General features: G+C 65.5%; 16 protein-coding genes and 1 pseudogene. 10 read left to right on the top strand and 7 right to left on the bottom strand.

Translation table 11 applies throughout. The features are described 5' to 3' along the window. Positions 1-10 precede the first annotated feature (10 nt). Complete coding sequence (locus ACLML9_RS23825) at positions 11-835, bottom strand: alpha/beta fold hydrolase (protein WP_411947609.1); 825 nt, start codon at positions 833-835, stop codon at positions 11-13. Positions 836-916: 81 nt separating this feature from the next. Here ACLML9_RS23825 and ACLML9_RS23820 point away from each other — a divergent pair, with 81 nt between their 5' ends. Beyond that, complete coding sequence (locus ACLML9_RS23820) at positions 917-1,759, top strand: exodeoxyribonuclease III (RefSeq protein ID WP_411947608.1); 843 nt, start codon at positions 917-919, stop codon at positions 1,757-1,759. Positions 1,760-2,135: 376 nt separating this feature from the next. After that, positions 2,136-2,318 carry a hypothetical protein gene (locus ACLML9_RS23815; protein WP_411947607.1) on the top strand — a complete coding sequence of 61 codons (183 nt, stop codon included), beginning with the start codon at positions 2,136-2,138 and terminating at the stop codon, positions 2,316-2,318. An 18-nt stretch (positions 2,319-2,336) separates the two neighbouring features. On the opposite strand, the gene ACLML9_RS23810 is transcribed toward ACLML9_RS23815, so the two are convergent. Beyond that, on the bottom strand, positions 2,337-2,564 hold the full coding sequence (locus ACLML9_RS23810; RefSeq protein WP_411947606.1) for a hypothetical protein: 228 nt from the start codon (positions 2,562-2,564) through the stop codon (positions 2,337-2,339). A gap of 530 nt (positions 2,565-3,094) precedes the next feature. On the opposite strand from ACLML9_RS23810, the gene ACLML9_RS23805 reads away from it, so the two are divergent. Both ACLML9_RS23805 and ACLML9_RS23800 read left to right on the top strand, forming a co-directional pair. Next, positions 3,095-3,610, top strand: a complete 516-nt coding sequence (locus ACLML9_RS23805) for a DUF6879 family protein (protein WP_411947605.1) — start codon at positions 3,095-3,097, stop codon at positions 3,608-3,610. After that, entirely contained in the window at positions 3,607-4,455 is an 849-nt protein-coding gene (locus ACLML9_RS23800; protein WP_411947604.1) for a helix-turn-helix domain-containing protein, read from the top strand. Before ACLML9_RS23805 ends, ACLML9_RS23800 begins: the two co-directional genes overlap by 4 nt. Before the next feature lie 16 nt (positions 4,456-4,471). Here the strand turns inward: ACLML9_RS23800 and ACLML9_RS23795 are convergent, their stop codons facing one another. Genes ACLML9_RS23795 through ACLML9_RS23785 form a run of 3 tightly spaced genes read right to left on the bottom strand, consistent with a single transcriptional unit; the run spans position 4,472 to position 5,615 of the window. Then, positions 4,472-4,963: a hypothetical protein gene (locus ACLML9_RS23795; RefSeq protein ID WP_411947603.1), complete on the bottom strand. Its 492-nt coding sequence runs from the start codon at positions 4,961-4,963 to the stop codon at positions 4,472-4,474. Between the two features lie 8 nt (positions 4,964-4,971). After that, positions 4,972-5,424 (bottom strand): recombinase family protein, encoded by a 453-nt coding sequence (locus tag ACLML9_RS23790; protein WP_411947611.1) that lies wholly within the window; start codon positions 5,422-5,424, stop codon positions 4,972-4,974. Beyond that, entirely contained in the window at positions 5,337-5,615 is a 279-nt protein-coding gene (locus ACLML9_RS23785) for a recombinase family protein (protein WP_411947602.1), read from the bottom strand. Before ACLML9_RS23785 ends, ACLML9_RS23790 begins: the two co-directional genes overlap by 88 nt. 100 nt (positions 5,616-5,715) lie before the next feature. Here ACLML9_RS23785 and ACLML9_RS23780 point away from each other — a divergent pair. The 3 genes and pseudogenes from ACLML9_RS23780 to ACLML9_RS23770 form a co-directional block, all read left to right on the top strand. Further along, positions 5,716-5,844 (top strand): annotated as a pseudogene (locus tag ACLML9_RS23780) (exodeoxyribonuclease III); the annotation flags it as partial. Positions 5,845-5,854: 10 nt separating this feature from the next. After that, complete coding sequence (locus ACLML9_RS23775) at positions 5,855-6,352, top strand: ribonuclease domain-containing protein (RefSeq protein WP_411947601.1); 498 nt, start codon at positions 5,855-5,857, stop codon at positions 6,350-6,352. Continuing rightward, the gene (locus ACLML9_RS23770; RefSeq protein WP_411947600.1) at positions 6,352-6,831 is read left to right on the top strand and encodes a barstar family protein; all 480 of its coding nucleotides are present in this window, start codon (positions 6,352-6,354) and stop codon (positions 6,829-6,831) included. The genes ACLML9_RS23775 and ACLML9_RS23770 overlap by 1 nt, the downstream gene beginning before the upstream one ends. A gap of 19 nt (positions 6,832-6,850) precedes the next feature. On the opposite strand, the gene ACLML9_RS23765 is transcribed toward ACLML9_RS23770, so the two are convergent. Beyond that, positions 6,851-7,486: a TetR/AcrR family transcriptional regulator gene (locus ACLML9_RS23765; protein ID WP_411947599.1), complete on the bottom strand. Its 636-nt coding sequence runs from the start codon at positions 7,484-7,486 to the stop codon at positions 6,851-6,853. A gap of 210 nt (positions 7,487-7,696) precedes the next feature. On the opposite strand from ACLML9_RS23765, the gene ACLML9_RS23760 reads away from it, so the two are divergent. From ACLML9_RS23760 to yhjD, 3 genes are all read left to right on the top strand, one after another. Then, positions 7,697-8,650 (top strand): oxygenase MpaB family protein, encoded by a 954-nt coding sequence (locus ACLML9_RS23760; protein WP_411947598.1) that lies wholly within the window; start codon positions 7,697-7,699, stop codon positions 8,648-8,650. Between the two features lie 82 nt (positions 8,651-8,732). Further along, the gene (gene trpS / locus ACLML9_RS23755; protein WP_411947597.1) at positions 8,733-9,767 is read left to right on the top strand and encodes a tryptophan--tRNA ligase; all 1,035 of its coding nucleotides are present in this window, start codon (positions 8,733-8,735) and stop codon (positions 9,765-9,767) included. Between the two features lie 43 nt (positions 9,768-9,810). Further along, complete coding sequence (yhjD, locus tag ACLML9_RS23750) at positions 9,811-10,839, top strand: inner membrane protein YhjD (protein WP_411947596.1); 1,029 nt, start codon at positions 9,811-9,813, stop codon at positions 10,837-10,839. Between the two features lie 507 nt (positions 10,840-11,346). Here the strand turns inward: yhjD and ACLML9_RS23745 are convergent. Next, entirely contained in the window at positions 11,347-12,645 is a 1,299-nt protein-coding gene (locus ACLML9_RS23745; RefSeq protein WP_411947610.1) for a D-alanyl-D-alanine carboxypeptidase family protein, read from the bottom strand. Between the last annotated feature and the right edge of the window lie 113 nt (positions 12,646-12,758).

Below are 12,758 nucleotides of genomic sequence, written 5' to 3'. Positions count from 1 at the left end.
GCGGCGCCGATCACACAGCGCGCAGGTGGTCGCGGCTGGCGTAGATGTGTTCGGCTACGAGATTCGCGATCCGGTCGGGAGCCTCCAGCATGGGCACATGCCCTGCCCGGTTGAGCATGATCCGATCCGCGGCCGGCGGCAGTTCACGGAGGAACCGGCCACCGTGGGCCCGGGCCGGAAGAACCCGATCGGAATCGGCGAGGATCAGTCGGACAGGGGTTGTGATGTCGGACATATCCGCCAGCGACGGCCCGCGCAGCGTGCCGAGGGTGAGTGCGGGCAGCGCCGGGCAGTGCAGTGCGGCCAGGATCACCGCCGTGACATCCGCGCGGGAGACCGCCCGGGCGTCCTTGGTCAGCAGATGGGCCATGGCCCACCGCAGGATCCGGCTCTCGGTCGGGAAATCGCCCAGCTGCCGGAGGATTCCGGCGAGCGGGATCATCGGCGCGATCTTGGCGGCGGCGCGGATCTGGAGCGGCGACGGGGTCTTCCAGCCGCCCGCCGGGGCGATCGCGGTGAGTGTGCGGGCCCGGCCGCGGCGGGCCAGTTCGAACCCCACCCAGCCACCCAGTGAATTGCCGGCGATATGGCAGGTCCGCCAGCCGAGATCGTCCAACTGCGCTTCGACCCGGTCGGCCAGGGTGGCGGCGGAGTACCTGCCATCGGAGAACTCCGGCCCGCCCCAGTGCCCGGCCAGGGCGGGGGTGAAGACCTCACAGCGGGCGGCCAGGAGGGTGGCGGTCCGTTCCCAGCAATGCGGTGAGAGCAAAACGCCGTGGAGCAGCAGCAGCGGAGCGCCTGAACCCAGGTGCAGAGCCTTGACCGGCTCGGGCATTGCGGTTGCGGAGGTGCCTGACATCGATGTCGTCACCCCTTCCTGGCAAGTAGCGGTGACTAGTCATTGTACGGTCGATCGGTGCCGTACATCCTTTCCACTGTCAATGTCAACGGCGTCCGGGCGGCCGCGGGCAAGGGGCTGCTCGCCTGGCTGGCCCGCACCGAGGCCGATATCGTCTGCCTGCAGGAAACGCGTGCCGACGATGCCCAGGTGGCCGCCGCGCTCGCGCCCGCGCTGGACGACGGGTGGTCGCTCGCCCACGCCGAGCCCGCTGCCAAAGGCCGGGCGGGGGTGGGGGTGCTGGCGCGGCGTCCGATGCGATCGGTGCGGATCGGGATCGAGCCGGACAGCGAGTTCGCCGCCACCGGCCGCTACCTCGAGGTCGAGTTCGACGAGGTGACCGTCGCGAGCGTGTACGTCCATACCGGCGAGGCGGATACGCCCCGGCAGGACGAGAAGTACCGGTTCCTCGATGAACTCGCCGCCCGGATGTCCACCCGCACCGATGCTTTCGTCATCGCGGGCGACTGGAATATCGCGCACACCGAACGAGACCTGAAAAACTGGAAGGGAAACCTGAAGAAATCCGGTTTCCTGCCCGCCGAACGCGCCTGGCTGGACCGGCAATTGGCGGCCGGGTACGTCGATGTCGTCCGGGAACTTCACCCGGAGGGTGACGGTCCGTTCAGCTGGTGGTCGTATCGTGGGCGCGCGTTCGACAACGACACCGGCTGGCGGATTGACGCGGTTTACGCAACGAAGGATATCGCATCCACGGTGGTGTCTGCCATGACGGAGAAAGCAGCTACCTACGCCGAACGTTGGTCAGATCATGCGCCGGTAACGGTGGGATTCAACTGGCCCTGCCGAGTGGCTGACTCGGCCCCGGTCGCGCTGGCGGGTGCAGGTGGCGCGGAGTAGCTGTCTCCGAGCGGGAAAACTGGGTACACGTCGCGGGCGATTGCCTCGGCGACAGCAGTAGTTTGATCGCGCGCTTGCTGGTCGAGCGGTAAACCTTTGCGAGGTTGCGGCGACAACCAAGCCAAGGGTAGTTTGATCGACACTCGGACGAATGGTCGTTCGGTCAGGGCCTGGTGTGAATATTGGAATGTTCTCAGGCCCGTGTCGGTGAATTTCCCGGCTGGATTCTCCTACCAACCGACAGTGTCAGTGCAGTACCTGTAGACCCATCAAGATCCTGCTCAGCCGGGGCGGACCTTGGTTCAACCAGACATATGTGCTGGTCGAGCCGAGGCCCTCGGAACCTCTCTCGACCACGACAGAGAGGACAACGCAGGTGTCGACCTTCCTCGACTACATGCAGCCGACCGCCATTGGCCTGATCGTTGCGGCGGTGCTCACTGCCCTTACCAAGATCACGATCGCCTGGCTGGCCTTGCGGGAAGACGGAGTAGACGCCGCGAGGCGCAAGGACATCCTTGCGGAGTTGAACAAGATGTTCAGTTGGCGGCGGAACTAAAGGGTGTGGCTTAGGCCGCTACGAAAGTCCCCCGGGAAGAACCTTGAGCTGGGACTTATCCACAACCCTCCCCAACTCCAGTTCGACCTCGAACTTGGACGGAGCCGCGCCGCACGCCGAGATCATGTCGTGCGCTTCCTCCCGGATCGCATCCTTGTCCGAGACGAACCGGGACACTCCGAACGCCGGGGCGTACAAGTACCACTGCGACCCGCAGCAACTCACCTTGACCGAGAACAGCGTCATCCCTCGCCCCTTGTCGTGGTCCGTGGCTTGCTCGCCGCGCCAGGGACTCGACACCCGGCGCGGCGGCCGAACCGAACCTACGGAGCCGGATTTGCTCACCGCTACAAACTTGCTCCAACTTTCGAGTTGAGCACGGAACTGGTGCTATTCGGCGAATATCCGGGGATGATGGGGCTAGTGCGTAGAAAGCTCACGCACACTCGACGGAAGGAAGACCATGCATCGGTTACGTTTCCTCGGTAAGGGCGGCTCACCTTCGAGTGGATGCCCGACACTGTTCGCCACAGACCCGGGTTACCTGGTTCAAGGCTGGACTACCGACGATCCCGGAACGGTCGAAATACCCCACTTGCTCCCTGGGTTCGCTGAACCCGACACATTCATCGGCGCGACCATGACCGATACCGGCCGGGGCACGTTCCGGCTCAGCGGAACGCCGGTTACCGACCCTGAGACGCTGGCTCAGTTGACCTTGGCCGACGATGAGACAGCGATACTGGTTCCGAAGCTGGAGAGGACGTTCTACGGCCATGCTGCTACTGTGCGGTGACGCATTCGACCGCCGGATACGCGACTGCCAGCGCGAAGCGTTCCACCTAGAGCTACAGGACGAGTACAACACCGCCGATGGGGTCGAGCCGTACCAGAACTGGTTGGACGGGAAACCGGACGACTACGCATGGTTCGGAGACTGGTTGGACCTGGTTCGGGATATGACGAGTCGGGGTGCGGTTATGCGCCGTGCTCGAGTGGTGACGGTCCCGCACACCGACTACACCCGATGGCTGTTGGAAGTCTCCCGGGAGAGCGTCAAAGCCGGTGAGGATATCCGGTATATACCCCGGCATGAGGTCAACCCGGAGAAGCTGACCGGGGATGACTGGTGGCTCTTCGACAACGACACTGTTGCGTTTACGGCGTTCGAGCCGGACGGCCGGCTGGGCGGTGGTGCGATCACTACCGACCCGCGGATTGTCGAGTACTGCCGAACAGTCCGGGATTACGTCTGGGGGATTGCCACGCCGTACGACGAGTACATGCGGTGACCACTGGTGGTACCGCTCACGCACAGCGGGAAGCTCTCGGGGCGCGGCTCCGGGAGCTTCGCCGCGACGCCGGACTTACCGGCCGCAAGCTTGCGGAGCTTGCGGGCTGGCACGAATCGAAAACCAGCAAGATCGAATACGGCAAGCAGACACCTACCGAAGCCGACCTTCGGGCGTGGTGCGCCCACACCCACAGCCAACACCAGTTGCCGGACCTTATCGCCACGCTTCGGAACATCGAAGCGGCGTACATGGAGTTCCGGCGGGTTCTCGGCACCGGCACCCGGCGACGGCAACGGATGCTGGCGAAGACAGAGGACGAGACCGCCCTTACGTCCTGGTTCGAACCGTTGATCGTTCCCGGGCTACTCCAGACACCCGAGTACATCGAGTGGATTCTTCGGAAGGTGATCGGGTTCTACGGCATACCCGATGATCTGGACGAAGGTGTTGCGGCGCGGGTCGAACGCCAGAACGTGTTGTACCGGGGCAAACGTCGGTTCTCGTTCGTGATCGGTGAGCAAGCGCTACGGACTACCGCCGGGGATGGCTCGGTGATGATCGGGCAGCTAGACCGGTTGCTGACCGTGATGTCTCTACCCCGGGTGGTACTCGGTGTGCTGCCGGACCAGGCTACCTACGAAGGTCCCGCCATCAACGGGTTCGTCATGTACGACACCCGGCTTGTGCTGGTGGAGACGGTCAGTGCGGAACTGACCATCACCCAGCCTCGGGAGATCGATTTGTACCGAAAGATGTTCGAAACCCTCACCAAGCAAGCCGTCTACGGCGAAGCTGCCCGGAGGTTGATCCGGGCAGCGCTGGAACGCCGTCGCGAAGGCTGAACCCGATTGGGCCTTTCTAGGTCCGAGTCCGGCCCTGTTCTATCTCGGCCCAGAAGGCCGCTGCTTGGGCTTCACGCTTGGCGTGTACCTCCTCGGGGGAAAGACTCAGTACCGTGTACAGCTTGTCTGGGACGTGGAAATTCGACTGTGGCGAGTTCTGGTTAGGTCCGGGTTTCAGTTCGAGTCGTATACCTGCGTTCATGAGTAGATTTCGGCGCTCTTCCTGGTCCATCCGCTGGTATGACTCCGCATAGGTCTCTCCTGTGGGCTCTTCGATATACCGGGCCTCCCGTTTGGGAAGTGCTTCGAGTTGCCTCCGCTTCTCGACTAGAGCCGCTAGCCGTTCCCGGTAGTCTTCTTGCCCTCCGTCGTAGTCATAAAATCCAAGGTCGTATTCATCTCGGATACTCGTCATGCTGCGGCTGACGGCTTCCAGCTCGTCGGTGTGATCCTCTCCCGGTACGAATTTCCGCACGGTGACCGGCAGATCTTCGAGTTCGTAGAGCACTCGTTCGTCTAGCAGGGTTGGACCGTGGACTCGTTGAATGTGTACCCTGTGCAGCGCGGTTTGCCGGTCTTGGGTACGCACCGGTAGTAGGAGTACTGCTTACCCTTGGCGCTGTTCACGACCCGATACAGCCGGTTTCCGCATCCGGCACAGAACCCGACACCGAGCAAAGGCGCTGCGTCGTTTGACCGTTCACGGGTTCGGGAGCGTGACCGCAGAACCTCCTGAACCTGATTCCACTCCTCATCGGTGAAAATGCCTTTTGGTGTGTTCCGGATGGGCATTCCGTCTGTGCCTCGCGCTGGCCGTCGATTGTTCTCGCGGCCACCGATGGTCTTGAACCCTTGGGTTGTAGGCGATTTGAGGATCTTTCCTACGCTGGATTGATTCCACACGTCAGATATCTCGGTTTTCCGGTTGGAGCCGTCTTTGTGGTAGTACCGGGCCGGTCCAGTCGCCAGACCACGATCGCGTCGAATTCGTGGTGACGATTCTTCAACCAGTCGCCGAGTTCTGGGCGGTCGAACGGTGAATACTTGGTGGCGGATACGTCGAGGTCGGTCGCTACACCTGCTTCTATCCATCCTCGGGCGCGCATCGCGTTTCGGCCACGTTCTACCTGTCGCGCTGGTAACGTAGATTCGTCAGTCATGACCGACAAGCGCGCTACCAGCAACGCGCGTAGCTGGTTCTCCATCGTGATTCCTTCGCTGCTGAGGTCAATCCTGGTTTGTAGAACCGAGTCGGTCCGGGGGTGGATTGATTACCAGCTGGCGACACCGTTGGCTGCCGAACGAGCGAAGCAGGCGGTGGTCGAACGTGCCGCGACCTACGCGGAACGCTGGTCGGACCACGCTCCGGTGACGGTCCAGTATCGATGAAGGGGTAGTCGTGCGTGCGAAAGTTGTGAAGGTCCTGTCGGCGGTGGGTGCGGTGCTGGTGGCCGTCGTGGTCGCCCTGCTCAGTGCCCAAGGGGGTGGGGAGGACAGCGGGTCGCCGGCCGCGGCGGCCCGGTCGCAGACCACGGTGACCTCCACATCGGCCGTTCCGAAGCCCGCACCGGGCCGGACCACGGCGTCCGATGCCCCGGTGGTGTCGAAGGTGCCCGGCGTGCCCGACCGTGCCTACGCCACACTCGCGGAGATCGATGCCGGGCGCTGGCCCGATTCGGCGAACGCGCCGGGCACCAAGGGCGGTGTCCCGTTCGGAAACCGGGAGGGCCGGCTGCCCGCCGCGGACTCCGCGGGCAAGGGGATCAAGTACCAGGAGTGGGATGTGAACCCGAAGAAACCGGGACAGTCCCGCGATGCCGAACGCATCGTCACCGGCGGCGACGGCTCGGCCTGGTACACCGGTGACCACTACGACACCTTCACCAGGATGCGCTGATGGCCGAACCGGTCCTTCTGTCCGATTTCCTCACCCTTCCGCGGCACGAATCGTCGGCCGACGCCGCACCGCCGGCCGTGGGTGTGGCGACCGTGGACGACGCCGAGTTCAGCCGGGTGCGCTACGGCGCGCCCGCCGGCTACCGGGTGCGCGAAGTCCGCGGCAGCCGGATGCGCACGGTGGCGGCGTTGTTCGACGAATTCGCGGCGGCGCTGCAGTTCCCGTACTACTTCCGGCCGAACAAGGACTCGTTCGACGAATGCCTGTTCAACCTCGAGGACCTGCTCGGGGACGCCACCGGCTATGTGGTGGCCGTACGAGATGCCGAGCAACTACTCGCGGACGAACCGGGGGAGCGGGAGTGGTTCGATTCGGTGCTCGCCGAATGCGCGGAATACTGGACCTCGCGGGAGGTGGCGTTCCGGGTCGTGCTGCAGGGGGCGCCGGAGGGGCTGACCGCGGTTCCCGTCCGCGTCTGACTGCCCCGCGGCGGAAGGTTCAGTTGCCGCGGTGCGCGAAATCCTCACCGAGCAGGACGAAGACGTCGGTGGTGTAATCGATCAGCTCGTCCCGGCCGATCGGCAGATCACCGCGCACCCAGCCGGTCAGCGTCTGGACCAGCCCGCCCACCAGATAGGTGGCCCGGAAATCGATCACCGGGTCCGGCGCCGGATCGGTGACCCCGTAGAACTCGATCCCCTCACTGGCCACCAGCCGGGCGAAGACCCGGATCGTCTCGGTGGTGCGCGCCCGTAACTGCGGGGTCGCCATCGCGGCGACCATGGTGACCTCGGTCTTGCGGGGATCGTCGGTGAGCAGATGGATACCGGCGGTGATGGCCGCGTGCGCCTTGGCCCGCGAATCGTCACCGGCGGTCTGCAGGGCCGCCGCGATCGCGGCCACCAGTTCCTCGGCGATACCGTCGACCAGCGCGGTGAGCACATCGTCCCGGCTGCTGAAACTCTCGTAGTAGTAGCGCTCGTTGAGCCCCGCCTCCGAGCACATCCCGGACACGGTGAGCTTGTCCAAGCCCTGGGTTCCGATGATCTCCAGCGCCGCGTCCAGGAGCGCGGACCGTCGTTGGGCCTGCCGTTCCTCCGCGGACAAACCGCCATAGGTGCGCTGCGCTGCCATAGCCCGAGTTTATTGGTCCGCGACGGGTAAGCAGGTGCCGGTCGCGCGGCGTAACCAGCTCACCGCGACCCCCCGCCGGCGCCGGCTCCGCACCGCCCCGGAAACCGCCGCAATCTGGGAGCACCTCTTGCCAGAAACGACCCAATTGGTGGATGCTATTGCCAGATGCGGGTGCGCAGTGCTCGACGCGGAGCGGACCAGGAGGCTGAGATGGCCGTGGACACCGGATACTTTTCCGACGACTCGATGATCAGGCGGGTGATGCGGAAACGCGCCGTAGGCCTCACCTACGGGCTGCGGGCGCTGGTGATCGGCGCGGTGAACCCCCTGCTCTATGTGGGAACCGCCGAATCGACCGAGCATCGCGACACTCCCTACACCCGGCTGGCGCTCACCGGGAAACTCTTCGAAGCCGTCTTCTTCGGCAGCCGGGAGGAGGCCGACCGGGCACTGGAGTTCACCGGGAAGAAGCACGCGAAGGTGCAGGGCCGGCTACCCGAGGACGCGGGGGCGCACCACCCGGCGGGGTCGGCCTACTCCGCCCACGACCCGCATCTGAGCTTCATGACCATGGCGTTCACCTTCGAGTCGGCCGAGGTCATGTACGACCTGCTGGTCCGTAGGCTCAGCGATACCGAACGCGAGGACCTGTACCAGGACTATGTGCGCTGGGGTGAGCTGTTCGGCATGCCGCGGGAGGCGGCGCCGGCGGACTACCGGGCATTCCGGGCGTACTTCGACAGCTACCTGGCCTCCGACGAGCTGTTCCTCACCGACGAGGCCCGCAAGGTGGGCAACTATCTGTCCGGGCACACGGTGCCCTACCCGCAGCGTGCGCCGGGCCGGCAGGTGAGTTCGGCGTACTACCTGCTGGTCCAGGGCAGCCTGCCGGGGCGGATCCGCGAAATGTACGGGATCGAGTGGAAACGTACCGACGAGATCGCCTACCGGGGGCTGGCCCAGTCGGTGCGCAATGCGCACAGCATGCCCTCGGTGCTGGTACCGCGGCCGGTGCGAACCGCGCTCAACGGGCCGAGCGCACCGGTGTATCGGCTGATCACGAAGCAGGAGCAGCGTCTGGCCCGGGAGGGGAAGCGCAGTATGCCCGGGATCGATCCGCGTCGGCACGCGCGAGTCAGGCCCGGAGGCGGTAGCGCAGCGTAACCACGCAGGGCCCCTCGCTCGTGCCCATGGATACAGCGGGCGGAGCGAAATTCGGCTCGAGCCGCATGCCAAAATCATGGGCATGTCCAGTCCTGCGCAGACCCCGGCCGCCGGGGAACGTAAACAGCGGGTGCTCTCCGGTATCCAGCCGACCAGTGCCTCGTTCCACCTCGGGAACTATCTCGGTGCCCTGCAGTACTGGGTCAATATGCAGGACGAATACGACACGCTGTACTTCATCCCGAATATGCACGCGATCACGGTGGCGCAGGATCCCAAAGAACTGCGCCGCCGCACCCGGGTCGCCGCGGCGCAGCTGCTGGCGCTGGGGATCGACCCCCAGCGCTCGACCCTGTTCGTGCAGTCGCAGGTGCCCGAGCACGCCGAACTGACCTGGGTGCTGAATTGCCTCACCGGCTTCGGCGAGGCGAGCCGGATGACCCAGTTCAAGGACAAGTCGGTGAAACAGGGGTCGGAGAACACCACCGTCGGCCTGTTCACCTATCCGGTGCTGATGGCGGCCGATATCCTGCTCTACCGGGCCCATCAGGTGCCGGTGGGGGAGGACCAGCGTCAGCATCTCGAGCTCACCCGCAACCTCGCCCAGCGGTTCAACACCCGCTTCAAGAAGACCTTCGTGGTCCCGGAGGCCCATATCGTCAAGGGCACCGCGAAGATCTACGACCTGCAGGATCCGACCGCGAAGATGAGCAAGTCCGCGAGTACGGACGCGGGTCTGATCAATCTCCTCGACGACCCCGAGGTGACGGCGAAGAAGGTGCGCTCGGCGGTCACCGATACCGAGCGCGAGATCCGCTACGACGTCGAGCACAAGCCGGGTGTCAGCAATCTGCTGGTGATCCTGTCGGCGCTGACCGAGACGCCGATCGTGACGCTGGAGAAGGATTACGCCGGCCGCGGGTACGGCGATCTGAAAGTCGACGTCGCCGACGCACTGGTCGAATTCGTCACGCCGCTTCGTGCGAAAGTGGAAGAGTACATGGCGGATCAGGGTGAACTCGATCGCATACTCGCCACGGGAGCCGAGCGTGCGCGCGAGATCGCCGGCAACACTCTCGCACAGGTTTACGACCGGGTCGGGTTCCTGACCCACTGATACCGGTCCGCGGCCGTGCGTGTGGCGATGAGGGGCGCGAACAGTGCAGGTGATCGACAACGGCAAGGCCGCAGTCCAGCGCATGGTCGGACAGCGGCCATGGCTAAACCATCTGGTGCGCGCGGCCGGTAGATATCAGAGTCAGCGCGGCGACTACTACGCGGCGGGCATCACGTATTTCACCGTGCTGTCCCTGTTCCCGCTGCTCATGATCGCCTTCGCCATCGCGGGCTTCGTGCTCGCGGGCAACGCCGACCTGCTGGGCGAACTGCAGGAGAAGGTCGTCGAGAACATCCCGGGCGAGATGGGGGATCAGCTCAACGATCTGATCGACCAGGCGGTGAACTCGCGCGGGACGGTGGGTGTGCTGGGTCTGCTCACCGGGTTGTACTCCGGTCTCGGCTGGATGGCGAACCTGCGCAAGGCGCTCACCGAACAGTGGGAGCAGCCCTCGGACGAGGACAACTGGCTGCGCACCAAACTGTCGGACCTGGGTGCGCTGCTGGGACTTTTTCTCGCCTTGGTGGTGTCGCTCGGGTTGTCGGCGGTGGCGTCGAGCCGGCTCGGCGTGCAACTGCTCGAACTGGTGGGGCTCGACGAGATGCCCGGGGTGCGTTGGCTGCTGTGGCTGCTGTCCACCGTGCTCGCCATGGTGTCCTCGTGGGCGCTGTTCGCCTGGATCATCGCCCGGCTGCCGCGGGAGCCGGTCACCCTGCGCAGTGCATTGAAGGCGGCGGCGCTGGCGGCGGTGGGCTTCGAGATCTTCAAGAACATCGCCGGGATCTATATGCGGTCGGTGTTGAACAGCCCGGCCGGTGCCGCCTTCGGCTCGATCATCGGCATCATGGTGTTCAGTTATGTGGTCTATCGGATCATTCTGTTCGCTACGGCCTGGGCGGCGACCGCGCGCGAGAACGAGCAACTGGCCTCGGTGCCGGTCCCCGCGCCGGCGCTGATCCGGCCGCGAATGGACAGCGGCCGACCGGGGTTCGCCGGTGGTGCCGCGCTGTTCGGCGCGGGCGCGCTCGCCACATTGGGAATAACCCGGTTGCGTCGCCGCCGGCGCGGTTGAGCGGCGCGCCCCGGACGTGTGTGGCGCGGGTAAGGCGGCGGATCACCAGCTGTTCGGCGGTATTTCACGTCGGCGGCCCGGGCTCGAACGACGGGCGGCCGGTGGGCGACCTATGCGAATACGCCGGCGCGGCACCGGCCCTTTTGCGGGGTCACGTGGTCACAATCGCCCGGGGAAGGTACTTACGTATATCCGGGGATAAGTGCCTACGCCCCGGAATACGGATATTTCGGTTCGTGTGACGGTGGTTCCGGGGCGGCGCTTGTCTTATGGTCCGATCCGAGGCAGCTCGATACCCGGAAATTTACCGGGGCGCAGAGTATTCGGCATCCTGCCGAGTAGAGCAGGGCCCGGTGGGTTCCGAGGCGTCGACCCGGCATCCCGCACCATGGATTTCCGGTGCACCGAAGTGCGGAAGCGGGCCGGCGACTTCTTCACCACGGACTGAACTCGGGCCGGCCGGGGCGGTGAGGACCCCCGGCCGGCGCTATCGGTGGGAGACTCCGGTCACCGCTGACGGGTGCGTACGTGCCAGGTACCGAGCAGCAGAATCGGCACCAGGATCAGGCCCGCGACCATGAGCAGCATCCACAGTTCGTCGAATTCACCGCCGCCCGGGCCCTGCGCCGAATACGCCACCGAGTCCTCCGGCGGCGGTACCGCGAGCCCCGGTGTGGTCACGGATTCGTCGTCGTCGCCGGGGATATCGCCGACCTGCGCGCCCGGAACGAGCGCGAAACCGTAGTCGAGCAACCGGGCCGCCTGCTCCCACGGGCGGATCGGCAGCACATCGGCCTGGAGCAGGGTCACCGCCAGTCTGCGGCCGTCGCGCTCGGCGGCGGCGACGAAGGTCTGGCGGGCGTCGTCGGTGTATCCGGTCTTTCCGCCCAGTGCCCCGGGATAGTTGTAGAGCAGTCCGTTGTCGTTCGCGATCGGGAAGCCGGGATGGTCCTGGTCGCCGGGGATACGCGGATCGGGCGGGTAGCCGGGGAAGTCGAACTGTTCGGTGTTGATCATCTCCGCGAACAGCGGGATCGACATGGCCTCCCGGAACAGCAGCGACAGGTCGTAGGCCGAGGTGCTCATACCGGGGCCGTCCAGCCCGGAGGGAGTGGCCGCGCGGGTGTCGTAGGCGTGCAGTGATTTCGCGAGGTCGTTCATCTTCACCACCGCCACGTCGTCGCCGCCCAGTTGAGCGGCCAGCGCGTGGGCGGCATCGTTACCCGATGCCATCACCAGGGCGTGCAGCAATTGCCGGTTGCTGTAGCGGCCGCCCGGACCGATCCCGACCCTGGTGCCCTCGACATCGGCGTCGGCCTGGGTGCCCACGACGACCTTGTCCAGGTCCAGGGTGCGTAGCGCGACGATCGACAGCAGCACCTTGATGGTGCTGGCCGGGCGGTACCGGCCGTGCGGGTCCTTGGTGGCCAGGACAGCGCCGGTGTCCAGGTCGGAGACCATCCAGGCGGTCGCGGAGATATCTGCGGGCAGTGCCGGCGCGCCGGTGGGCAGGACCACGCCGCATTCGCCGAGCCGCTTGCCGCCGACCGGGGAATCGGGGACCGACAGCGGCGTCGGCGCCGATTCACCGGGTTCCGGGACCTCGGAGGCGTCGATCGCCGGCGGCGGTTGTGTCTTCTGCGGGCACGTATCGGTGACCGGGGTGGTGAAGGGAGTGGTGGTGGGTGGCGCGGGCTGCGCTGCCGCGCTCCCGCTGACGGTGAACGGTCCGGCCGCGAGAACCGCGACGGAGAGCACCGAACCGAGGAGACGGGCGGTGCGCTGGTGTAGCAACCTGTTGTACATATCGACGCCGAGCCTAGATGGCACTGCCGGGCCTGGCCGTCCACAGCCCGCGCATGGCCGGAGCGAAGGCGGAGGTACGCCTAGAGGGCACTGCCGGGCCTGGCCCGTCCACA

It is taken from the genome of Nocardia sp. NPDC002869 (assembly GCF_046764065.1).
Lineage (GTDB): Bacteria > Actinomycetota > Actinomycetes > Mycobacteriales > Mycobacteriaceae > Nocardia > Nocardia rhamnosiphila.
Note: the sequence above shows the minus strand (reverse complement) of the source record. Positions and strands in the feature narration are given on the sequence as shown.